The following is a 24,040-nucleotide window of genomic DNA, read 5'->3' as shown; positions in this document are numbered from 1 at the left end:
TTATTTTTTCTCCGTTGCTTCCATCATGCCGATGAAGCGGTCAAACAGGTAAGCGACGTCAGTCGGGCCAGGCGATGCTTCAGGGTGACCCTGGAAGCAGAAGGCCGGCGTGTCGGTGCGGGCGAAGCCCTGCAGCGAGCCGTCGAACAGCGATTTGTGGGTGACGCGGCAGTTGGCCGGCAGCGTGTCCGGGTCGACCGCGAAGCCGTGGTTCTGGGACGTGATCAGCACTTGTTTGCTGTCCAGGTCCTGCACCGGGTGGTTGGCGCCGTGGTGGCCGAACTTCATCTTCAGGGTTGTCGCGCCCGAGGCCAGGCCCATGATCTGGTGGCCGAGGCAGATGCCGAACAGCGGCAGCTTCTTGTCCATGAAGACCTTGGCGGCTTCGATCGCGTAGTCGCACGGTTGCGGGTCGCCTGGGCCGTTCGACAGGAACACACCGTCCGGGTTTAGCGCCAGCACGTCGGCGGCGCTGGTCTGCGCCGGCACCACGGTGACCTTGCAGCCGCGCGCGGTCAGCATGCGCAGGATGTTGCGCTTGACGCCGAAGTCGTAGGCGACCACGTGGAACTGGGCGGCCGGCCAGGCGTCCGCGAGTTTGCCGTAGCCTTCGCCCAGCGTCCATTCGGTTTCGGTGAACTCGTAGGCCGCCTTGACGGTGACCACTTTGGCCAGGTCCATGCCGGACAGGCCGGGGAAGGAACGGGCCAGGTCCAGCGCCTGCGTCACCGACGGCTCGTTGCCCAGCGTGCCGGTCACGACGGCGCCGGACTGGGCGCCCTTCTCGCGCAGGATGCGGGTCAGCTTGCGGGTGTCGATGCCGGCGATGGCGACGATGCCTTCGGCCTTCAGGTAGTCGGACAGCGATTGGGTGGAGCGGAAATTCGAAGCGATCAGCGGCAGGTCACGGATGATTAGACCGGCTGCATGGACTTGGGTGGATTCGACATCTTCCGGGTTCACGCCGGTGTTGCCGATATGCGGATACGTCAGGGTGACGATCTGGCGGCTATAGGAGGGATCGGTCAGGATTTCCTGATAGCCGGTCATGGAAGTATTAAAGACCACTTCACCGGTCGTATGACCGGCGGCGCCGATCGAAAAACCTTTGAAAATGGTTCCGTCAGCGAGGGCCAGTATGGCTGGAACGGCGGGGCCAGAAAAAAATGGCGGCAAGGGCAACTCCTGATAAAGTTACCGTAGCTGCGCCACGTCAGACGACCGTCGTTGTATCCCCGCCGTCGCAGGCCGGGTGGAAGGTCAGATTGAATATGGAGTGAGTGGTAGTCGGCTACGGTAGAGGTGAGATTGGCTAAACCTTTGAATTATAACCAAAACCACCCCGCTTGGCAATGGCAGGCGGCGCATTGGGGGCGAAAAAAATGCCGCCGGACGACTGTCGGGCGGCATCCCTGCAAAACCTTGTAAATTAGTTCAGCGCGGCGATGCCGGCTTTGGCGATCTGCGCATCTTCGGCCGATTTCACGCCCGAGACGCCGACCGCGCCGATGATGTGGCCGTCGACGATGATGGGCACGCCGCCTTCGAGCATGCCGTCGGTCTGCGGCGCGGGCGCGCTCAGGAACGAGACGCGGCCGTTGTTGATCATGTCTTCGTAGATCTTCGACTCGCGGCGGCCCAGCGCCGATACGCGCGCCTTGGCGGGAGCGATGTGCGACGACAGCGGCGCGGCGCCGTCCTGGCGCTGCAGCCACAGCAGATGGCCGCCGTCGTCGACGATGGCGATCACGACAGCCCATTGATGGGCGACGGCCTCGGCTTCGGCGGCGGCGGCGATTTTCTTCACGTCGGCAAGCGACAGGTACGGTTTGGTTTGCATAAAGACTTCCTTATTATTGGAGCGGAGATTGTACCGCCTACGGTTTGCGCTTGGCTTCGAGTTTCTGTTTAATCTGTGACATCACCTGCGCCGCCGCCTGCTCGCCCGCCAGGATCGCCTGGTTGCGGCCGGCGAAGTCGTTGCCGGCCATCTTGCCCAGGCTGGGCGCGATGACGATGTCGGCATCCTTCAATTCGTACTGGTTGATGCGCTGGCCCATGATGCTGAAGGTCTGCATGATCACGTCGAGCGAACTGACGGTGGCCTGCACGTCGGCCTGCGTCGAGATATTGACGGCGATGACGAAGTCCGCACCCATGTCGCGCGCAAAGCGCACCGGCACCGGCGCCACCAGGCCGCCATCCACATAGGTGTGGCCGTTGATCGTCACCGGCTGGAACACGCCCGGCACCGCCGATGATGCGCGCACCGCCATGCCGGTATTCCCGCGCTGGAACAGGATCGGCTGGCCGTTCTTCAAGTCCGACGCCACCGCGCCGAACGGGATCTTGAGTTTTTCCATCGGCAGGTTGTTGACCGACTTGTTGACGTAGGCCTGCAGCGCCTCCCCTTTCAGCACGCCCGTGCTCTTGCCGAACAGCGGCAGGGCCCAGTCGGAGATCGACGCCTCGTCCATGTCCAGCGCCATCTTCTGCAGCTGGAAGCCGGTATTGCCGGCCGCGTACATGGCGCCGACCACGCTGCCGGCGCTGGTGCCGACCACGATATCCGGATAGATGCCCTGCGCCTCCAGCGCCTTGATCACGCCGATGTGGGCAAAGCCGCGCGCCGCGCCGCCGCCCAGCGCCAGGCCGATCTTGATTTTCTTCGGCGGCAGCGGCTCCGGCACGACCGGCGCCTGCACCACCGGCGTTTCCACCGGCGGATTGGTTTTGCAGCCGACGATGGCGGCGGCCGCGAACGCGGCTAATGCGATAAGGGTCAGGCGGCGTGCTTGCATGTATGGGGTCTTGGGCTGATTTGGCGCCCCAGATTGTAACTGAAACCGTACATTTCAATGCTGGTCAAGCACGATTTGCTTCACTAATATACTATTTACGACGAATTTCGCATGAACTCGTCACTTGATCAACCGAGGCCACCGCGCCTCTCCCCCTCGGAGTCCATTTGTGCTGATCGATGCCGTCCGCGTCGCCTTGCGACGTCCCTATACCTTCGTCGTGATGGCGTTGCTCTTGCTGATAGTCGGTCCGCTGACAGCAATGCGCACCCCTACCGACATCTTCCCCGAGATCCGCATGCCGGTGATCGCCGTGGCCTGGCAGTTCACAGGCCTGCCGCCGGACCAGATGGCGGGCCGCATCTCGACGCTGTTCCAGCGTTCGCTGACCACCACCGTCAACGACATCGAGCATATCGAGGCCAATAGCTACGCCGGCGTCAGCGTGGTCAAGATCTTCTTCCAGCCCGGCGTCAACATCGCGGTGGCCAATGCCCAGGTGACCGCGATTTCGCAGGCGCTGCTCAAGCAGATGCCGGCCGGGATCACGCCGCCGCTGATCCTGAACTACAACGCCGCCACCGTGCCCATCCTGCAGCTGGCCTTGTCCGGCAAGGGACTGTCCGAGCAAAACCTGTACGACCTTGGCTTCAACACCGTGCGCACCCCGCTGGTGACGGTGCCGGGCGCCGCCATTCCGCTGCCTTACGGCGGCAAGCAGCGCCAGGTCCAGATCGACGTCAAGCCGGACGCGCTGCAGGCGCGCGGCCTGTCGGCGCAGGACATCGCCAATGCGCTGGCGGCGCAGAACATCCTCACGCCGGTCGGCACGCAGAAGATCGGCAGCCTGGAATACACGATCAACCTGAATACCGCGCCGTCGGCGATCGAGGAGCTGGGCCGCCTGCCTATCAAGGTGGTCAACGGCAGCACGATCTACCTGCGCGACGTCGCCGACGTCCACGACGGCAATGCGCCGCAGACCAACATCGTCCACGTCGACGGCGGCCGTTCGGTGCTGATGTCGGTACTGAAGAACGGCGCCGCCTCCACGCTGGCGATCGTCGACGGCGTGCGCGCGCGGCTGGAGACCCTCAAGCCCGCCCTGCCCGATGCGCTGAAAGTGGTGCCGATCAACGACCAGTCGGTGTTCGTGCGCGCCGCCGTCAAGGGCGTCGCCATGGAGGGCGCCATCGCGGCGGCGCTGACCAGCGTGATGATCCTGCTGTTCCTCGGCAGCTGGCGCTCCACCGTCATCATCGCGGTGTCGATCCCGCTGTCCATCCTCGGCTCCATCATCGCGCTGGCCGCCTTCGGCGAAACGCTCAACCTGATGACGCTGGGCGGCCTGGCGCTGGCGGTCGGCATCCTGGTCGACGACGCCACCGTCACCATCGAGAACATCAACTGGCACCTGGAGCAAGGCAAGGACGTCGAAACCTCGATCCTCGACGGCGCGCAGCAGATCGTCACCCCGGCCTTCGTCTCGCTGCTGTGCATCTGCATCGTGTTCATCCCGATGTTCTTCCTCGACGGCGTCTCGCGCTTCCTGTTCGTGCCGATGGCCGAAGCGGTGATCTTCGCCATGGTGTGCTCGTTCATCCTGTCGCGCACCCTGGTGCCGACCATGGCCAACTACCTGCTGCGCGCACACGCGCCGCATACCGGCGACCATCACTCGGCCGCCGGCAACAACCCGCTGTCGCGCTTCCAGCGCGGCTTCGAGGCGCGCTTTGAAAAGCTGCGCGACGGCTACCACGGCGTGCTGAAAAGCGCGGTCGCGCACCGCAAGGTCTTCGTGATCGGCTTCGTCGCGGTGGTCGGGCTGTCGTTCGGGCTGGTGCCCTTCATCGGCAGCAACTTCTTCCCGGCGGTCGATTCCGGCCAGGTGCTGATGCATGTCCGCGTGCCGATCGGCACCCGCGCCGAAGAGACCGCGGAGCGCTTCGCCCGCGTCGAACAGGCGATACGCCGCGTGATCCCTTCCGAGGAAATCGTCACGATGGTGGACAACATCGGCCTGCCTGCGAGCTCGATCAACCTCACCTACAACAACACCGGCGTGATCGGCTCGCAGGACGGCGATTTCCAGATCGCCCTGGCCGAAGGCCACAAGCCGACGGCGGACTACGTGCGCAAGCTGCGCGAGGTGCTGCCGCGCGAGTTCCCGGACACCACCTTCTCCTTCCCGCCCGCCGATATCGTCGGCCAGATCCTGAACTTCGGCGCGCCGGCGCCGATCGACGTCCAGGTCCGGGGCGGCAAGATCGACGCCAGCTACGAATACGCCCAGAAGCTGCTCAAGCGCGTGAAAGCGATTCCCGGCGTGGCCGATGCCCGCATCCAGCAATCGAACAAGGCGCCGGTGTTCAACGTGGAGCTGGACCGCACGCAGGCGCAACTGGTCGGCCTGACCACGCGCGACGTCACCAACAGCATGGTAATCAACCTGGCCGGCAGCAGCCAGGTCGCGCCGACCTTCTGGCTCAATCCGGTCAACGGCGTCAGCTACCCTATCGTCATGCAAACGCCGCAGTATCAGTTGGACTCGCTGGCCAGCCTGGGCAATCTGCCGGTCGGCAACGGCAGCAACACCAACACCACGACGCTGGGCGGCCTGGCGACTTTCCAGCGCGGCACCGCCAGCGCCCTGGTCAGCCAATACGACGTGCAGCCGATGGTGCAGATCCACGCCGCCACGCAGGACCGCGACCTCGGCGCCGTCGCCGCCGACATCCGCCGCGCGATCGAGGAAACCAAGGCGGACGTGCCGAAAGGCGCCAGCGTGCAGTTGCTGGGCCAGGCCCGCACCATGGACCGCGCCTTCTCCGGCCTGCTGTTTGGACTGCTGGGCGCGGTGGTGCTGATCTACCTGCTCATCGTGGTCAACTTCCAGTCGTGGACCGATCCGGCGGTGATCGTCTCGGCGCTGCCGGCCGCGCTGGCGGGCATCGTCTGGATGCTGTTCGCCACGCAGACGACATTGTCCGTGCCCGCCCTCACCGGCGCCATCATGTGCATGGGCGTGGCCACCGCCAACAGCGTGCTGGTGATCAGCTTCGCGCGCGAGCGCCTGGCAGAACTTGGCGACGCCACCGCCGCCGCGCTGGAAGCGGGCTTCGTGCGCTTCCGCCCGGTGCTGATGACCGCGCTGGCCATGATCATCGGCATGCTGCCGATGGCGCTGGGCCTGGGCGAAGGCGGCGAGCAGAATGCGCCGCTCGGCCGCGCCGTCATCGGCGGCCTGATTTTCGCCACCATCGCCACCTTGATATTCGTGCCCGTCGTGTTCAGCATGGCGCATGGCCGCAAAAACAAATAACGGAGCCTCAATCATGAAAACCTCTACTTCCAGTTCGCGCCAGAAGCTGTTTGGCATCAGCCTGACCGTCATCGCCGCCGCACTTGTCGTTGCCGGCCTGGCGAGCCGCCACCTTCAGGCGGAACAACTCAAGGACAGCGCCTCCGACCACAGCGTGCCGACCGTGTCGCTGCTGAACGCCGCGAACATCAGCGCCGCCCCGCTGGAACTGCCGGCCCGCATCGAGCCATGGGCGCGGGCGCCGATCTATGCGCGCGTCAGCGGCTACCTGAAAAGCTGGAAGCTCGACATCGGCGCGCCGGTCAAGGCCGGCCAGCTGCTGGCGGAAATCGAAACGCCGGACCTGGACCAGCAACTGCTGCAAGCCAAGGCTGAACTGGTGACCGCGCGCAGCAACCTTGCGCTGGCCACCAGCACCGCGCAGCGCTGGAAGGCGTTGCTGGCCTCCGACGCCGTCTCCAAGCAGGAAGCCGATGAAAAAGCCGGCGACCTGGCGGCCAAGCAGTCGGTCGTCAGCGCCTTGCAGGCCAACGTCGACCGCGTCCAGGCGCTGCAACGCTACACGCGCCTGACGGCGCCGTTCGACGGCGTGGTCACCGCCCGCAATACCGACATCGGCGCGCTGATCAACGTCGGCGGCGCGCCGGGCAGCGAATTGTTCGTGGTCTCGGACGTGCGTAAGCTGCGCGTGTACGTCAACGTGCCGCAGCGCCAGGTGGCGCTGGTGCGTCCGGGCGCCACCGTCAAGCTCAATGTGCCTGAGCGGCCGGGCCAGACCTACACCGCCACCGTGCAATCGCAGGCGCAATCGATCGCGCCGGGCTCCGGCACCATGCTGGTGCAGCTCGTGGCCGACAACAAGGCGGGCGAACTGCTGCCGGGCGGTTTCGCCACGGTCAGCTTCGAGACCTCGTCCGACGCCACGCGCATGACGCTGCCGCCGGGCGCGCTCATGTTCGGCAAGAGCGGCGCGCAGGTCGCCACCGTGACGCGCGAGAACCGCGTGCTGCTCAAGAGCGTCACCATCGCGCGCGACTTCGGCAATGTGATTGAACTGGGCAGCGGCCTCGATCGCGCCGACCGCGTGATCGAAAGCCCGCCGGACGGCATCGCCAATGGTGACCTGGTGCGCGTCGCCGCCGCCCAGCCGAAAGGAAAGTCGTGATGAAGCGCTCCCCTGCGGCGCTGGCCGTACTGACCGCGCTGGCCGCATTGCTCGCCGGCTGCGCGGAGCTGCCACCTACCAAACTGCCCGATGTGCCGGTCGCGCCGGCGTTCAGGACCGCGCAGGCGCCGGCGGTGGAAAATCTGCCGGCGCAGGACTGGTGGACCGCCTTCAAGGATCCCGAGTTGAACGCGCTGGAGCAGCAACTGCTGGACAACAGCCCCGACCTGGCCAGCGCGCTGGCGCGCTACCAGCAGGCGCGCGCGGCGACCAACGTCGTGCGTGCGGCGCAATCGCCGTCGCTGTCGACCTCCGCCAACGTGCAACGCGACCGGCAATCGGAACTCAAGCCGCTGCGCGTGCTCGGACCGAACTCGCCGAACGAGTACACCAGCGCCACGCTGGGCCTCGACCTTGAGTATGAAGTCGACCTGTGGGGCCGCGTGAAGCAGCAGGTCAGCGCCGGCGAGGCCCAGGAAAAGGCCGCGCAAGCCGACCTGGCCGCAGCGCGCCTGTCCCTGCAGGCGCAACTGGCAGACAGCCTGGTCGCGCTGCGCGGGCTCGATGAGGAATCGCGCCTGCTGGCCGACACCATCGCCGCCTACAGCAAAGCCATCTCCATGGTCCAGCAGCGCCATGACGGCGGCATCGCATCCGGCCTGGACACGGCGCGCGCCGAGGCGCAGCTGGAGTCCACCCGCTCGCAGGCACGCCAGGTGCAGGCGCAGCGCGCCGTCATGGAGCACGCGATTGCCGCACTGGTCGGCGCCAGCGCCTCCAGCTTCAGCATCGAACCGAAGGCTGTGGCGGCGGTCACGCCATCGATTCCCGCCGGGATGCCGTCCACCTTGCTGCAGCGCCGCCCGGACATCGCCGCCGCACAGCTGCGCGTGGCCGCCGCCGGCGCCACTGTCGGCGCAGCCAAGACAGCCTTCTTCCCTTCGCTGACGCTGAGCGCGGCCGGCGGCTTCCAGAGCAGCGACCTGGCCCGCTTTGCCGAGATGCCGAACCTGTTCTGGGCGGTTGGTCCGACGCTGGCCTACAGCCTGTTCGACGGCGGGCGCCGCAAGGCGCAGGTGGCGGGTGCCGAGGCGTCGCTGGACGAAGCCGGTCAACGTTATCGTTCCGTGGTGCTGGGCGCCTTCCAGCAGGTGGAAGACCAGCTCTCGCTGCTGTCCGAGTACGGCGAGGCCGCCAGGTCAGACGGCCTGGCGGCAGCCGCGGCGCAGCGCGCGCTGACGCTGGCCACCACCCGTTACCAGCAAGGCGCGGTCAGCTACCTGGACGTGGTCACGGCGCAGACAGTCCATCTGCAGGCCCTGCGCAGCAGCCTTGACCTGACCACCAAGCAGCGCCGCGCGGCGGTGCAACTGGTGCGGGCGCTGGGCGGCGGCTGGTCCAACGCGCAGCTGGCGGCGCAGGCATCGTAAAACGCGCAAGCAGTTGAGCAGAAGGCGGCGGCGGATTGCCGCATAATCGGGCGATCCTCGTTTGCAAGGAATGCCATGTTTCGCTTCATCGCCGCAGCCCTTCTGCTCCTGACAACCGCCGCATCCGATGCGGCGGACACACGCGACCTGTCAGGCCAATGGCGCTTCGCCATCGACCGCAGCGACGAAGGCGTCGCCAAGCGCTGGTACGCCGGCGCCCTGCCGGACCGCATCGCCCTCCCCGGCATCCTGCAAGCGCAAGGCTACGGCGACGACATCAGCGCCAAGACACCGTGGGTGCTGTCGCTGTACGACAAAAACTGGGACCAGCGCGAGGACTACAAGCCCTACACCGTCGCCGGCAACACCAAGGTTCCGTTCCTGTCGCAGCCCCGGAAGCACTACCTGGGCGCGGCCTGGTATCAGCGCGACATCGACGTGCCGGCCGCATGGCGCAGCAAGCGGATCGCGCTGTATCTGGAGCGTCCGCGCTGGGGCTCGCAGGTCTGGATCGACGACCGCGCCGTCGGCACGAATCTGAGCCTGGTCGCCGAACATGAATACGACCTGGGCCTGCTGGCGCCGGGCAAGCACCGCGTCTCGATCCGCGTCGACAACCGCATGCTGATGGCCTACCGGCCCGACGCGCACAGCGTCTCCGATTCGCTGGGCATGAGCTGGAACGGCATCGTCGGCACGATGGAACTGCGCGCCACCTCGCCGGTATGGCTGGACGACGCGCAGGTCTACCCCGATGTGCAGAACAAGACCGCGCTGGTGCGCCTCAAGATCGGCAATGCCGGCGGCCGCGCAGGCAGCGGCACATTGACGGCGAACGGCGCCGCGCACAAAGTCAGCTGGGAGGCCGGCGGCGGCAGCGCCGAGATCAAGGTAAAGTTCCCCGCCAACGCCCAGACCTGGGACGAGTTCCACCCGACGCTGCACAAGATCCAGCTGAAGCTGCGCGGCGCGGGCGCCGACGACACGCGCACCGTCAGCTTCGGCTTCGCTCAGATCGCCGCGCGCGGCAGCGACTTCCTGTTGAACGGCCGGCCGATCTACCTGCGCGGCACGCACCACGGCGGCGACTTCCCGTTGACCGGCTATCCGCCCACCGACGTCGCCTACTGGCGCAAGATCCTCCAGATCAATAAGGACTGGGGCATCAACCATATCCGCTTCCACTCCTTCTGCCCGCCCGAAGCAGCGTTCCAGGCCGCCGATGAACTGGGCATGTACCTGCAGCCGGAACCCGGCATGTGGAACGAAGTCTCGCCCGGCACCGCGATGGACAAGATGCTGTACGAGGAGACGGAGCGCATCATCAAAGCCTACGGCAATCATCCGTCGTTCATCCTGCTCAGTCCCGGCAATGAGCCGAAAGGCAAATGGAAGGAAGCCTTCGACCTGTGGATCGCCCACTACCGCAAGGCCGATCCGCGCCGCCTGTACTCCAACGGCACCGGCCACACCGAGAAGGAAGTGCCGGGACTGGCCGAAGGCACCGACTTCCTCTCCATGCAGCGCATCGGTCCGAAACCGCTGCGCGGCGACAAAGGCTGGTTCGGCCGCGACTACGGCGCCTCGCTGGCGGACGTGCATGTGCCGGTGGTGTCGCATGAAACCGGCCAGTGGGTTGCGTACCCGGACTTCGACATCATCGGCAAATTCACCGGCTACCTACGGCCGGGGAACTACGAGATCTTCCGCGACTCGCTGGCGCGCCACGGCATGGCGGCGCGGAACAAGGACTTCGCCTGGGCGTCCGGCAAATTCCAGGTGCAGGCCTACAAGGAAGAGATCGAAGCCAACCTGCGCACGCCCGGCCTGATGGGCTACCAGCTGCTGGACCTGCACGACTATCTCGGCCAGGGCACGGCGCTGGTCGGCATACTGGACACGTTCTGGGAATCGAAAGGCTATGCGACGGCGGAGGAATTCCGCCGCTACAACGGCCAGACCGTGCCGCTGGCGCGCCTGCCCAAGCGCACCTACACCACCGGCGAAACCCTTTCGGCGGATGTGGAGATCGCCCACTTCGGCGCCGCGCCGTTGGCCGACGCGCAAGCCTACTGGCAGCTGATCGACGCCGCCGGCCGCGTGGCCGCCGGCGGCGACCTGGCGCGCCAGACCATCAATATCGGCAAGAACATCCCGCTCGGGAAAATCCAGCTGGCGCTCGCCGCGCTGCCCGCGCCGCAGGCTTACCGGCTGGTGGTCGGCCTGCGCGGCTCGCCGGTGTGGAACGACTGGAACATCTGGCTCTATCCGTCGGCCACCGCGCAGGAGCCGGCCGGCGTGCTGGTGACGCATAGCTGGACCGCCGCCCAGGCGCGGCTGGCGGAAGGCGGCAAGGTCCTGTTCCTGCCGCTGGCGGCGGACCTGGACTGGAGCGGCCCGCCGCTGGACGCGGTGCCGGTGTTCTGGAACCGTTTGATGAATCCGCAGTGGGGCCGCATGCTGGGCGTATGGGTCGACAACAAGCACCCGGCGCTGGCGCAGTTCCCAACCGACCGCTTCAACGACTGGCAATGGAACGAGCTGGTAAAAGGCACGCGCACCATCAACCTGGATCGCCTGCCACAGTCGCTGCAGCCCATCGTGCAGCCGATCGACGACTGGAACCGCAACTTCAAACTAGGCTTGCTGGTGGAGGCCAAGGTTGGCAACGGCAAGCTGATGGCCGCCAGCATGGACCTGGAAACCGACCTGGCGAAGCGCGCGGTCGCGCGCCAGCTGCGCGCATCGGTGCTGGCCTACATGGCCGGCGACGGCTTCAATCCGCAAACCGCCGTCAGCGCGGCGGAATTCGGCAACGCGCTGTTCGATACGCTGGTGATGAAGAAGCTTGGCGCCAGTTCGCGCGACGCGGCTGCGGCCGCCGCGTTGGACGGCGATCCCAATACCCTCTGGAGCGCGAGCGGTGCGGCCAAGGCGCTGACGATCGAATTCCCGCAGAGCGTCGCCTTCTCCGGCCTGCTCGTCATGCCGCGCCAGAACCATCGCGACCATGAAGGCGATGTGCGCGACTATCTGCTGGAAGCCAGCGACGACGGCGTCAGCTGGCGCGAGCTGAAACGCGGCGCGCTGGTCTCGACCTACGACCAGCAGCGCATCGAACTGGGCCGGACGGTCAACGCGCGCCAGCTGCGCTTCACCGCCCTCTCCGGCTTCGGCGCCGACAAGACCGCCGCCATCGCCGAACTGGCGCTGATATACAAAGGGCCTCCGCTGCCCGAAAACAGCGGAGGCCTCGACTACAAGCGGGTGAAGTCAACCTCCAGCGATATCGACGAAAACCTCGGCCCGGAAATCAGCAAGCGCAAATAGGCTCACGGGGCGGTGCCGTATTCGTCCGCGCCCAGGTCGATGATGCCCTCGGCGCGCGCCTGGCCGTTGATGTCCTTGGTGCCGTTGAGCGGAATCGAGCCGGAAGGGAAATAAGTGGTCCACAACGGCGAGGTCCAGGTCGTCAACGCGGTGCCGACGGCGCCGACGTTGATGGCTGGCGAGGTATCGAGCAACCTCAGATTGCCGCTGGCCGGCGCAACGTAGCGCGGGTCGGCGACAACGCGCGTACCCGGCAGGCTGGTGGTGCTGGAGCTGGTGCCCCACCACAGGTTGATGCCCCAGACGTTGCCGCTATGGCCGCTGCCGTCGGACCGGTAGTTTGCCGCGACAGTACTTTCGCCGGAGAAGATGTTATTGCTGAAGCGCGAGTCGATGACTTTGTACTGGAACAATATCTCGGTGCCCCAGCCCATGTTCTTGTAAAACGAATTGTTGTGCACGTTGATGCGGCGCGCCTGGCCTGCGCCCGACGAATAGCCGCCCACCGACAGGCCCGCTTCGCGGTTGTTGTACACAAAGTTATTCGTCATCAGGATGTCTTCGGTCGCCTTGCCGCTGTGCTCGCTGGCGAACTCAAAGCCGATGTCATTTCCGGTGGACGTGTTGCGATCAAAGATAATGTTGCGTCCACCATCCACGTAAAAGCCGCCGGCCGAACCTTCCCCGCCGTACCAGGGGTTGGTCACGCTGGAGTTATTTTTCGCGATGTTGTCACGCACCATGCCGTTGCGCACCCGGTCGTTTTCGCCGCAACCCGAGCACTCGCCTTCGTAGCCGATGAAGTCGAAGCCGATATTGTTATTGTCATGCACGTTATTGCCCAGCACTTCGAAACGGTCCACATTGCCGTTGATGACCAGTGCCTCGCTGGCCTGCAGCACGTTCTGGTACACCTCGTTGCCCTGCACCAGCAGGTCGGTGACGCCGGTGGCGTTTGTGCCGAACACGGCCAGGCCATGGGCGCCGACCGAGCACGGGTCGGTGCAGGTACTGGTGTTCTTGATGCCGTGGATCTTGTTGTTGACGATCTGCAGTTTCGAGCCGTTGCCCTCGATCAGGATACCGACCGGCGTATTGCTGCCGTTCGACGTCAAACCGGTCACATCGAACCCTTCGACCCGCACATAGTTCGAGTTCTTGATCGTGATCAGGCCTTCGCGGCCGGACGGGGTCAGCCCGCTGCCGCTGAGGATCGCGCCCGCGTCGGCCTTGAGCGTGATGAAGGCGCTGGCCGTGCCGGTCTTGCCGGAAACGAGCACCTTCTGGGTATAGGTACCGGCCAGCACGCGCACCGTGTCGCCGGCCACGGCGGTATTCACCGCGGACTGGATCGACTGGCCGGGGCTGACCGTGATGATGGCGGCATGCGCCGTGGACGCCAGCAAACCGGCAAACACGCACGCGGCTGTGGCGAAAGCTTTGACATAGTTCATAGGCAATTCTCCAAATGAAAAGATAAAGACCATCAAACCCGCCCGGCGGCGCCGGGGCTTTACACCCGTGCCGCCTCCAGCAGCAGCGCATGTTCGAAACGCAGCGTCACGCGGTTGCGTCCGCCCTCGACTTCGCCGACATCCTTGCCGTCGACGTAGTCGCGCAGGCGCCAGCGCCCTACGCCGAGACCACGGATCTCGACCGGTCCGTCCCAGCGCGGCGCGAAGAAGGCGAAATACATCCTGCCGTCCTTCTCGACCGCGTGGGCCTCCGGCTTGTCGAAGCCGATGTCGTACAGTTCGCCGCGATAGACGCCGTTGGCCAGCATCTTGTCGCGATAAATACCGATCCACTTGCGCCACTTCACTTCGCGCTCGGGCGTCAACAGGAAACTGTCCTTGGGCTTGGGATCGACCGGCCAGGTGAACTTGGTCGACAGCACCGCGCCGATGCCGATGGTGGAGGCGAAATCCTCGCCGCCGTCGCTCAGCTCGACATGGTCGCCGGCATACGGCGCCGAGCGCCCCATCAACGCCTTCAGCGTCTTGCCCTTGTGGCGCACCTGCCAGGACGACAACGGGTCCGAGGCCGGCGCCTGGTTCATGTACGGGAAGTTGTGGAAGGCGTAGGAGGTGCCGCACGGGCACAGCTCGACCACCGCATTGGGATTGACCTCGCGCGCGGTGTCGTACACCATCTTCCAGAAGTCCTGCAGCTTCTCGAACGACTCCTCGGGCCGCGCGTGCTTGTGCGCCGGGTTGTAGCACGGCGCCACGCCGTTCAGGTGCTGGCCGTCGATCTTCAGTCCCTGGTAACCCCACTCGCCGAAGATCTTGCGTATCCAGGTGCGGGTCATCTCGATGGTCGGCGCGTAGGCCGGGCACAGGTAGAAGCTGTTCCACCAGCTGATCAGCTGCGGCGCCCCATCCTTGTCCAGCAACAGCATGTCGGTGTGGTCGTGCAGCAGGTCCGAGCCGGGATCGACCGCCAGCGGCGTGATCCACAGCCGCGCCTTCAGACCCGCATCCTTGACGGCGCCCACCAGGCCGCGCATGTCGGCTTCGCCGCCGGGGAATTTTTTGGCGTCCAGCTTCCAGTCGCCTTCATTGTTCTGCCAGCCGTCGTCCAGCACCGCCCACTCAAGTCCCAGCTCCTTGGCTTTTTGCAGCGTACCTACCATCAGCGGCACCGTGAAGTCGCGTTCGTAGCCCCAGGCGCACCAGATCGGCTCGTAGGATTCGGGCGGCGCGTCCGGCGCGCGCAAGCCGCGCTCGGCCATCACCTGGCGGTACTGGTCCAGCGCGGAAAAATAGTCGCCCGTATGCAGCGCCAGGAAGGTATCCATCGTCTCCAGCGTCTCGCCCGGCTGCAGCGTCGCTTCGTGCTTGAACTCGACCGCCAGCGAGGCGCCGCCGGCGACCGCGCGCACCGGCAGCGCGACCAGGCGCGGCACGGTGTCCAGATGGCCGACCGCCAGTCCGCACTCCCGGGTCCAGACGTCGACGGCGGGCGTGCCGCCGCCGTAGTCGGAGGCGTTCATGCCCATGAAGTTGCGCTGGTCGAAACCGGCGGCCAGCGGCTGTACCCAGTCGCGCCGGTCAGCATGGGTGGCGCCGGAGAAGGTCCAAAATTCCGCCTTGCGGCCAGCTGCGGGGCGCAGCGTGTGACCGCTGTTGCTCCAGGCGGCGACCGGCAGCGGCTTGTCGCCGGTGTTGCGGTAAGCCACGCAAATCACGGCGAAGCCGGGTTGACGTTCATAGAAAGTGACGGCAACCGTTTTCTCGACGCCTTCGGCGGCAATGCCGGTCAGGCGATGGCGCACGCCCGGTCCGTGCGGGCCGTCGACTTTATCGGCAGCCTGCGACGACAGCGCGAAACGCTCGATCCAGCGGTCCTTGGGCAGGCCCAGTCGCTCGCTGGCCGCGAAAGCGGTGACCGCCGTGGGACGCGGCCCGCGCCTGGACACCACGCGGCAGCGCAACTGGCTGTCGAATTCCAGCGCCATGGCGGCATCGCCGATGCGCGCCACATCCTTGCCCTTGGGTGCAAGCCCGGCGGCGCCGGCCTCGCCCACGGTTGTCGCCACGGCCGCTCCGGCCAGCCATTGCAGCAAGGTGCGCCGGCGTTGGTCATGTTGGTTTTTCATCGGTCTCCTCGTTTTTTATCAGGCGCCAGGCGCCTTGTGCCAGGCTTGCGGATAAGCCTTTTCGGCGTTGATCCGGTACAGCTTGTCGACCACCGCGCGCGGCAGCGCCAGTCCGCGCACAGGCTTATCCAGCTCGGGCACCGCGAAGCTGTCGGCGGTGACGAAATAACGCCAGTCGCGCCGCCACACCTGGTCCAGGTCGGCCACGAAACCGGCATCGTCCTGCTCCGTCGACTGCGCCAGGTCGGACCCGTACATCAGCCGGTCCTGGTATTTGACGATGAAGGCGCGCACCCGCGCGCGGTTGCGCTGCGACTGGTATTGCAGCTGCCCGATGCGCGCGGCGACGTCGACGTTGACGCCGGGATGCGCGTCCAGGAAGCGCGCCAGCAGGTCCACGTCCCACTCCAGCGACGCCAGGTGGACGCCGGTGAAGCGCAGGTCGGGATGCTTGTCCAGCAGGCGGTCGCGGGCGGCCATCTGCTGTTCGTAGCTGGGCATCCGAGGCTGCGTGTACATGTGGTAAGCGGGATGGGCCTGGAAATATTCACGATCGTTTTTCACCGTCATCTGCGCGAGCGGCAGCCAGCAGTTATGCGGTTCGCCCTGGTGCCCCAGCACCATGACGCCGCGCTTGGCCAGGCCGTTGAACAGCCGGTCGAAACGCGCATCGTCGATCATCACCAGCTTGCCCTGGCTGTCGCGCAGGCTCATGCCGATGTTCTTCCATACTTTCACGCCGACCGCGCCGTCGGCCAGCGCGCCATCCAGGTCTTTCAGGGTCGCCTCGCTCCACTCCGGCTTTTCGAAGCCATCGGTGGAAAAGGTCGCGGCCCAGGCCACCTGCTGCGGATGCCGGTGGGTCAGCGCGCTGGCGACGCGGCGTTGCTCGTCCAGCGGCGGAAAGTCCGGATAGTCGACGTTGATAGTCAGCGCCCGGAAGTTGTCCTTGCGCGCCAGCGCCAGGAAGGCGTCCTGGCTGGCGCCGTGCAGGTGCAAATGGGCGTCGATCTTCGACACCTGGTCGAAGTCGCGCATGGTGTAGCCGTTGCCGGTGGCGGCCGTGGCAAAAGGTGCGGCCAGCAGCGCCGCAAGGATGGTAGGTAGCAGGGTCCAACGCATAACTGTCTCCTTCAATGATGGCGGCGCGTTCAGTGCGCGCCTGCCAGTCGTTCCAGCGCTGCGGCGCTCAAGGGTGTACCGGCGCTGCGCGCGGCGTACAGTGCGGCACCGAGCACCGGTGCCAGCCGTGGCGGCGCCAGTCGGTATGAGACTGCGCGCATCGCCAAGGCCCGGGCGAACGGCTCGCGCAACGGGCCGTCGGCGCCGAACAGGCCGCCGGTGTAGGAGACGGCAACCTCGACGCCGGCAGCGACACCAAGCGCGCCGCGCACCGCATCGACCAGCGCCGCCAGTTCGGCGGCCGCAGCCTCGATGATGGCTTCCGCCTGATGGTCGCCCAGCTTGGCCGCCTCCGCGACCAGGCGTGACAGCGCGGCCACTTTGCTGCGCTCCCCTTTCAACTCGCCATAGACGACCTGGCACAAATCCAGGTCCTCCTGCAGCGCCAGGCGCCCGCGCACCAGCTGATACAACGGCCCGCGCGGCGCGCGACCGTCGCTCATGCGCGAAAACAGCGCCAGGCCGGCGCGCGCGATCCAGTGCGCAGAGCCCTCGTCGCTGAACAATTCGCCCCAGCCGCCGGCGCGCGCGCGCCGACCGGCAAATTCGCCATACGCCATCGAGCCGGTGCCGGCGATGACGCTGATGCCGTCGGCGCAGGCCAGCGATCCGGCCCAGCTGCACACCATGTCATTGCCGCACAGGTAGCGCCCGTGGCCCAGCACCGCCAGCGGCAGCGCGTCCAGTTGCTGCTGGATGGCGCGGTCTTCGCCATAGGCCGGCAGGCCGAAGAAAGCGAAATCGATGTCGTTCGCCTTTACGCCGGCTGCGGCGAACAGCGCGCCGCAGCCGTTCGCCAGCATCGCGGCGGCGCCGTCCATGCCGACTTCGAGATAGTAGGCGCTGCTGGCCTCATGGCGCGCAAGCACCTGGCCCTGGCTGTCGACCAGCGCGAAGGCCGTCTTGGTGCCGCCGCCATCAACCCCGAGGAACATGGTCGTCTCCGGTCAGCGGATAGATGGTCACGCCGCGCACCACGCGGTTGACGGTGCCCGACACGCTCGGCGTGTCCGGACGCAGCCCCAATGCCAGCGACTGCAGCAGCGCGAACGATTGGCAGAACAGGATGTAAGGCAGCGCCAGCGCCAGTTCGCCAGCATCCTCCGCGCCCTGCAGCACCACGACATCGGTACCCGCTTCAGGCGCGGCCTGGCCGCTCAGTGCCAGCACCTGACCCGCGCGGCCATCGTTGCGCAGTTCGCGCAGCAGGTCGAGATCGTAGCGGCGCGCATGCGCGTCGTTGGACAGCAGCACCACCACCAGCGTGTCCGCGTCGACGATGGTCTTGGGGCCGTGACGGAAACCCAGCGGAGAATCGAACAGCGCCACAACCTGGCCGTCGGTCAGCTCCAGCAGCTTGAGCGACGCCTCGCGCGCCAGCCCGCGCAGCTCATTGCTGCCGAGGTAGACCACGCGCTTGAAGCGGCGCGCCACCAGCGACTGCAGCAGCGGCAGCGCGCTTGCCAGCAAGCCGGCGGCGGCGGTCGAAGGCGCGGCGGCGGCGCCGGGCGCCAGCACGCCGAAAGCCAGCGAGGCGGCCAGCAGCATCGAGGTGAAGCTGGTGGTCATGGCAAAGCCACGGTCATGGGTGGCGTCCGGCAGCAGGATGGCGAAGGCGTTGCCGCGCCCCTGGGCCATCCGGTACAACTCGCCGTCGGCGTTGCAGGTGATGACCAGGTGGTACACCTCCCCCACCAGCTGGTCGGCCAAGGTGACGGCGGCCAGGCTCTCCGGGCTGCTGCCGGAACGGGCGAACGACACCAGCAGGGTCGGCGCCGCAGCCTGCAGGAAGCGCTGCGGGCCGGAGACCAGGTCGGTGGTCGGCACGGCTTCGACGCGCCAGCCCTTGCCCAGCATGGCCGGCGCCAGGCATTCGCCGAGGAAGGCCGAGGTGCCGGCGCCGGTCAGCACGATGCGCAGGCCGGAACGCGCCAGCAGCGGGCCGAGGAAGGCATCGAGCGCCGCGCGCCGGCTCGCCACCAGCGTGTCGATCTCCGGCCAGACGGCGGGCTGCTGCGCGATCTCGCGCGCGGTCAGGCCGGCGCCGGCTTCATCGAGACGCGCCGCGCTGATGCCCAAAATGTCCTTGTCTACTACTAGCATGTTTCCAACTCCTTTGTTGCGGCGCCTGCAGCGCAGGCGTCCATGTACTGGCGCAGCACTTTGGCTACGCCCTCTTTGAGTAAATCGGCCGGCAGGTTGCGCAGGCGCCCTTCGCGCACCGCCTCATACTGCGCCGGCAGGTATTGGCTGAGCAGCGTCAGCGGCGGCGCCTCGCGCTCCAGGTTGGCCAGCAGGCGCGCTTGCGCCGCCTGGATGGCCGGATGCGGCCAGTAGTAGCGAATCCGGTCGCTCAGGCTGTATTGCTGGTCGAAGCGCGCGCGCTGCGGGTCGCCACCATAATACTTGCGCCAGTATTCCGGTTCGGCGCGCATCACTTCCAGCACGGTGTTCTTGAAATCCGAACCTTTTCCCGCGCCCGCCATCTGCTCCTCGATGTCAGCCAGCGCCCACAGCGTTTCGCGCAGTGCGAAGGTCAGCCCCGGTCCCACTTTCAGGATCGCGAAATGGCCGGCCACCAGCGCGGCCAGGTGCGACGGGGTCTGGTAGTCGGTCGAATGGGCTTCGTAGAGCAGCGTCGGCTCGCCCTCGATCAGGTGGCTCAACTCCACCGCGCGTTCCGGCCGGTAGTCGATCACCTTGTGGTGGTCGAATTCAACGCCCGGCTGCACCACCAGGCCGATCACGCGCGGCCACACCGCTTCCAGTCCGGCGGCGGCGAAGGCCAGCCGGTGCACCTTGATGGTCAACGCCGCCGCGCCCGGCGTGGTGACGCTCAGTTCTTCCAGGTCTTCATGGGCGCCGCCCGGCACCGGAACTTCGGTGCCGACCACGTAGACCGGCGCCTCGCCGCCGGCCGTGCTCCACGCACGTTCGGCGACCGCGCACAGGCGCGCGGCGCGCTCGGCCACCACGGCGTCCGGCAGCGGCACCGGATCGCCGGCGCAGGACATCGAGCAATCCAAATGGATCTTGCGGAAGCCCGCCGTCACATACTGGTCGATCAGCACTTCGGCCTTGGCCATGGCCGCATCGGCCGGCTGGTCTTGCCATGCGTTCGGCCCCAGGTGGTCGCCACCGAGCAGCACGCGGTCGCGCGCCAGGCCGGTGCGGTCGGCGATGCCATGCACGAAGTCGCGGAAAGCGGCCGGCGTCATGCCGGTATAGCCGCCATCCTGGTTCACCTGGTTCGAGGTCGACTCGATCAGCACTGGCAGGCCGCGCCCACGGGCCACCTCCATCGCCGCTTCGATCACCAGCGGGTGCGCCGAGCACACCGAGTGGATGCCGACCGGTTCGCCGGCCTTGTGGCGGCGCACCAGATTCAATAAGTATTCCATCGTCAGTTCCTTGAATAGATTCGGTTCAGGCGGAGCCGCCGTCGTCCGGTTGCAGCGCCAGCAGCAGCGCCGCCGCCAGCGACAGGCCGATGCCGGCCAACCGGTAGCCGGTCGGCAGCGAAGCCGCCAACGCCATCGCGATCACCGTCGTGAGCAGCGGCGCGCCGGCGTTCACCAGCGGCGACACCATCAGCGCCTTGCCGTGGCGGAAGGCGTACACCAGCGTCAGCGCGCCGATTGCGTTCAATACCTGCGTGGCGGCGGCCAGCAGCGGTCCCGACGGACCGTAGTTAATCGGTTGCGAGAAATCGGTCATCGCCAGCGCCACCGGAATGAATAGCAGCGCGCTGGCCGTCATGTAGAAGAAGATGCTCTCGGCATCCATGCTGGCGTTGGCCAGCTTGATGAAGTAGGCCTGCAGGCCCCACGCCACCAGCACGCCCAGCGCCAGCACGAACCACAGGCCGTACTGCTGCGGCGCACCGCCCGGCGTGTAATCGAACAGCGGCAGCGCGCAGACCGCCAGCACGATGCCGCCCAGTCCCAGCGCGCCGGTACGCTCGCGCAGGAACAGGTAGGACAGCGCGATCGTGATGACCGGCGACAGCGAGATCAATGGGAAGATCAGGTAGGTCGGGCCGGCCTTCACCGCGTAGAACAGCACCATCTGGCCGCCGGCGCCGAGCAGGCCGATCGTCAGGCCGTAGGCGATCGAACGGCCGTCGCGGCGCACGCGCCAGCCTGCGCGGGCCAGCACGAACAGCGCCGGCGGCACCATGGTCAGCGCCCACACCACATAGATCAGCGTCTCGGGAAAGCCGTTCTGGCTGGGCAGGCCGGCAAACGCGCCCCACACGCCCCACAGCAGCGTGGTCGCCAGCGCGTAGCCGAGCCAGCCGGGACGGCGCGCGGTGCTTTGTATCGTTGTCGTCGTGTCCATGTGCATCCGTTAGAATTTCACGCTCATGCCGGCCACGTAGGTGCGGCCCCAGGTTTCGAAACCATTCAGCGCATCGCTGCGGCCCAGGTTCGAACGCATCACGGCATCGCCCAGGTTCTTGCCTTCGACGAACAAGGTGATGTTGCGCGTGACATCCCACGATGCCGACGCCGTCACCCAGGTCAGGGCATCGACCTTGCTCGGGAAACCGGCCACCACGTTGGTGCTTTGAGTGTACTCGCCGGTGTAGTCGAACGAGATCGAGGCGTTGATGCCGCTCTTCTCGTACAGGAAGCCGATCGAGGACGCGGTTGGCGCCACGCCTTCCAGCTGGCCGACGTATACGCCGTTCTGGTAGGCCTTGGTCAGCGTCTTGGCGAATTTGGCGTTGAAGCCGAAGCCGTTGTCGAACAGATGCTGGATGCCGAGTTCCAGGCCGCGCACCCGCGCCTTGTCGCCGTTGACCGGATGGGTCACCGTGTACAGGTAGCCCGGCACGCCGATGTCCACATGCTCGTCGGTCTGGTAGGTGACGAAATTCTTGATCTGCTTGGCGAAGATGGCCGCCGTGATGGCCGATTTCGGACGGTAGTACCATTCGACCGACAGATCCTGCTGCACCGCCTCGGTGGGTTTCAGTTTCGGATCGCCGACGATGTTCAGGATATAGCTGCGGTCCAGCGTCTGGTCGGTGCGGGTCGGCGCCAGCTTGTCCAGCGACGGCCGGGCCATGACCTTGGCGGCGGCCGCGCGCACCACGAAATCGTCGCGCGCCCACCAGCTGATATTGGCCGACGGCAGCAGCTTGGTGTAGCTGCCGTCTTCCGACACCGGCACGGCCGGGCTGTAGGTGATGTTCGGGCTGCTGGTCGGAACGTTCGGCGTCGGATCGTCGATCGCGACGATCTTGTCGATCGCGCTGCGCGACGTGGTCTTGGTACGCACCAGGCGCGCGCCGACATTGCCGCTCCAGTTTTCGCCGGACAGTTCCAGCTGGCCGTACAGCGTCGCGGTCTTTTCGCTCACCGAGTACGAATCGGTCGGCACAAACACCGGCTGCGACTTGCTGACGTCGAAGGTATCGCCGGTCGGGTTGCCGTCGGCGTCGAGGACAGGCTTGCCATCGAGGCTCTTCAGGGCCGCAAAGTAAGCCGGCACATCGAACTGGATGAAGCTGCCCGGGAAGCTGCCGCCGGCGTTGCGCATGTAGTTCGGCAGCGTCATTGGATGGACCACGTTGGCGCCCAGCGAAGCGAACGTGGTCGAGTACATATCGCAGTACTGGCAGGCGCCGCCGCTCTTTTCGTTGCCGATCGAGTTGCGGTCTTTCTTGCGGTTGGTGGCGCTGGCGCCGAACTGCAGGCCATCGACATGCCAGGCGCCGCCCAGCGCCAGGCGGCCGTCGAGCGAGGCGCCGTCGATGGTGTCCTTGATGTCGGTGCCGGTCAGGCCGGCGAAGTGGACGCCGTAGTCCTTGTCGCCCAGGCGTCCCGCGGCCAGCTCGGTGGCCAGGTCGCGGCCATCTTCCAGCGTCACGCGGATGTCGGGGAAGCCGCCGTTGGTGGCGCGGTAGTAGCCCGTGTTGTGGCCGGCGATGCCCGCCACCACGAAGCTGTCCTTACCGCCGGAATTGCGCTTCGAGGTCGAACGATAGACGTCACCCGTCAGCTTCAGGTCGCTCGATGGCCGCCACTCGCCGCGCAAGCCGAACTGCGTGGTGTCGACCACGCGGTCGGCGGTCACGTTGGACATCTCCGGCACCAGGTCGTGCACCGTCATGCTGGTGATCAGGCGGTCCTTGACCACCACGTCGGACCAACGGTCGGGCGCGTGCTCGACATAGTAGGATTGCTGGTAGCCGACCTGCGGCGAATCGAGGCGCGTGGCCAGGGCATCGGCCGTCAGCTTGAAGGCCGGCGTGAGCTTCCATTCGAAAGCGCCGGACAGCGCGGCACGCTTCTTCTCCTCGAACACGGAACCGAACGAGATGCAGCACGGCGCCAGCAGGTTGCTTTCGCCGGCGCCGATGACGCCATCGCCATTGACGTCATAGCTGCCCGGCGAGTCCGGATTGTACGTCTGGTAGCCGAGCGAATCGGTGCGCACTTTGCGCTTGGAAAACACGGCGCCCACCAGCACGCCCATGGTGTTGTTGTTGAAGGTGTTGCTGACCACGCCCGACAGCTTGCCGCCATCCTTGCGCGACAGGTCGTTGTGGTCGGCCTCGAAGCGCACCGAGGCGTGATAGCCCGGGTTGTCCATCGGCCGCGCCGAGCGCAGGTTGACGGAACCGCCGATGCTGCCCTCCATCTGCGCGGCTTCGGCCGACTTCATCACGTCGGCGCCGCTGATCACTTCGGACGGCAGCACGTCGAAGGCGAAGTCGCGGCCATCGCCGTCGGTCGCCAGGATGCGTTTGTTCAGGGTGACGATGTTGTAGCCGGAGCCGAGGCCGCGCACATTGATGTACTGGCCTTCGCCGCCACGCGTGCGCGACACCGAAATGCCGGAGATGTGGGTCAGCGAGTCGGCGACGTTATCGTCGGGGAAGCGGCCCAGTTCCGTGGCCGAGATCGAGTCCTGGATCACATCGGCATTGCGCTTGAGCTCAAGCGACTTGGCCAGGGCGGCACGCGCCCCGTTCACCACCACGACCGGCGCTTCCTGCTCGGCCTGGGGCTGGTTTGAAGCCTGGGGCTGGACCTGGGCAAACGCCGTCCCGCACACCACCATCTCCACCGCTACCGCAATCAGGCTGCGCCGAAGTCCCGTCTCGATCCTACTACCCATAGCAAATCTCCCGTTTTGTGCTGCGTGTTGTGACTTATGTTATGAATAGTAATAAGCAAAGAAACAAAACACAAGAAG

15 protein-coding genes are annotated in these 24,040 nt (G+C 66.2%); 4 read left to right on the top strand and 11 right to left on the bottom strand.

The window, feature by feature from the left end; all coding sequences use genetic code 11:
- From carA to ACEN9F_RS29905, 3 genes are all read right to left on the bottom strand, one after another.
- Nucleotides 1-1,176 carry a glutamine-hydrolyzing carbamoyl-phosphate synthase small subunit gene (carA, locus tag ACEN9F_RS29915; protein WP_413426162.1) on the bottom strand — a complete coding sequence of 392 codons (1,176 nt, stop codon included), beginning with the start codon at nt 1,174-1,176 and terminating at the stop codon, nt 1-3.
- Nucleotides 1,177-1,429: 253 nt separating this feature from the next.
- On the bottom strand, nt 1,430-1,840 hold the full coding sequence (locus ACEN9F_RS29910) for a GlcG/HbpS family heme-binding protein (RefSeq protein WP_413426160.1): 411 nt from the start codon (nt 1,838-1,840) through the stop codon (nt 1,430-1,432).
- Nucleotides 1,841-1,877: 37 nt separating this feature from the next.
- Entirely contained in the window at nt 1,878-2,801 is a 924-nt protein-coding gene (locus tag ACEN9F_RS29905) for a patatin-like phospholipase family protein (RefSeq protein WP_413426158.1), read from the bottom strand.
- A gap of 172 nt (nt 2,802-2,973) precedes the next feature.
- Between ACEN9F_RS29905 and ACEN9F_RS29900 the strand changes: the two genes are divergently transcribed.
- From ACEN9F_RS29900 to ACEN9F_RS29885, 4 genes are all read left to right on the top strand, one after another.
- Nucleotides 2,974-6,123, top strand: coding sequence for an efflux RND transporter permease subunit (locus ACEN9F_RS29900; protein WP_413427223.1), 3,150 nt, complete (start codon nt 2,974-2,976; stop codon nt 6,121-6,123).
- Between the two features lie 13 nt (nt 6,124-6,136).
- Nucleotides 6,137-7,288 carry an efflux RND transporter periplasmic adaptor subunit gene (locus ACEN9F_RS29895; protein ID WP_413426156.1) on the top strand — a complete coding sequence of 384 codons (1,152 nt, stop codon included), beginning with the start codon at nt 6,137-6,139 and terminating at the stop codon, nt 7,286-7,288.
- Nucleotides 7,288-8,718 (top strand): efflux transporter outer membrane subunit, encoded by a 1,431-nt coding sequence (locus ACEN9F_RS29890; protein ID WP_413426154.1) that lies wholly within the window; start codon nt 7,288-7,290, stop codon nt 8,716-8,718. The genes ACEN9F_RS29895 and ACEN9F_RS29890 overlap by 1 nt, the downstream gene beginning before the upstream one ends.
- A gap of 75 nt (nt 8,719-8,793) precedes the next feature.
- Nucleotides 8,794-12,048: a discoidin domain-containing protein gene (locus ACEN9F_RS29885; RefSeq protein ID WP_413426152.1), complete on the top strand. Its 3,255-nt coding sequence runs from the start codon at nt 8,794-8,796 to the stop codon at nt 12,046-12,048.
- 2 nt (nt 12,049-12,050) lie between these two features.
- Here the strand turns inward: ACEN9F_RS29885 and ACEN9F_RS29880 are convergent, their stop codons facing one another.
- Genes ACEN9F_RS29880 through ACEN9F_RS29845 form a run of 8 tightly spaced genes read right to left on the bottom strand, consistent with a single transcriptional unit; the run spans nt 12,051 to nt 23,962 of the window.
- Nucleotides 12,051-13,502, bottom strand: a complete 1,452-nt coding sequence (locus tag ACEN9F_RS29880) for a hypothetical protein (RefSeq protein ID WP_413426150.1) — start codon at nt 13,500-13,502, stop codon at nt 12,051-12,053.
- Nucleotides 13,503-13,561: 59 nt separating this feature from the next.
- Nucleotides 13,562-15,649 carry a glycoside hydrolase family 36 protein gene (locus ACEN9F_RS29875; protein ID WP_413426149.1) on the bottom strand — a complete coding sequence of 696 codons (2,088 nt, stop codon included), beginning with the start codon at nt 15,647-15,649 and terminating at the stop codon, nt 13,562-13,564.
- Between the two features lie 18 nt (nt 15,650-15,667).
- Complete coding sequence (locus tag ACEN9F_RS29870) at nt 15,668-16,771, bottom strand: amidohydrolase family protein (RefSeq protein ID WP_413426147.1); 1,104 nt, start codon at nt 16,769-16,771, stop codon at nt 15,668-15,670.
- A 29-nt stretch (nt 16,772-16,800) separates the two neighbouring features.
- Nucleotides 16,801-17,766, bottom strand: coding sequence for an N-acetylglucosamine kinase (locus ACEN9F_RS29865; RefSeq protein ID WP_413426145.1), 966 nt, complete (start codon nt 17,764-17,766; stop codon nt 16,801-16,803).
- A complete protein-coding gene (locus tag ACEN9F_RS29860; protein WP_413426143.1) occupies nt 17,750-18,934 on the bottom strand; it encodes an SIS domain-containing protein in 1,185 nt (394 codons plus the stop codon). Before ACEN9F_RS29860 ends, ACEN9F_RS29865 begins: the two co-directional genes overlap by 17 nt.
- A complete protein-coding gene (locus tag ACEN9F_RS29855; protein WP_413426141.1) occupies nt 18,928-20,232 on the bottom strand; it encodes a D-tagatose-bisphosphate aldolase, class II, non-catalytic subunit in 1,305 nt (434 codons plus the stop codon). Before ACEN9F_RS29855 ends, ACEN9F_RS29860 begins: the two co-directional genes overlap by 7 nt.
- 25 nt (nt 20,233-20,257) lie before the next feature.
- Complete coding sequence (locus tag ACEN9F_RS29850) at nt 20,258-21,172, bottom strand: EamA family transporter (RefSeq protein WP_413426139.1); 915 nt, start codon at nt 21,170-21,172, stop codon at nt 20,258-20,260.
- A gap of 9 nt (nt 21,173-21,181) precedes the next feature.
- The gene (locus ACEN9F_RS29845) at nt 21,182-23,962 is read right to left on the bottom strand and encodes a TonB-dependent receptor (RefSeq protein WP_413426138.1); all 2,781 of its coding nucleotides are present in this window, start codon (nt 23,960-23,962) and stop codon (nt 21,182-21,184) included.
- Nucleotides 23,963-24,040 lie beyond the last annotated feature (78 nt).

Source organism: Duganella sp. CT11-25, from assembly GCF_047302815.1.
Taxonomy (GTDB): Bacteria; Pseudomonadota; Gammaproteobacteria; order Burkholderiales; family Burkholderiaceae_D; genus Rugamonas.
Note: the sequence above shows the minus strand (reverse complement) of the source record. Positions and strands in the feature narration are given on the sequence as shown.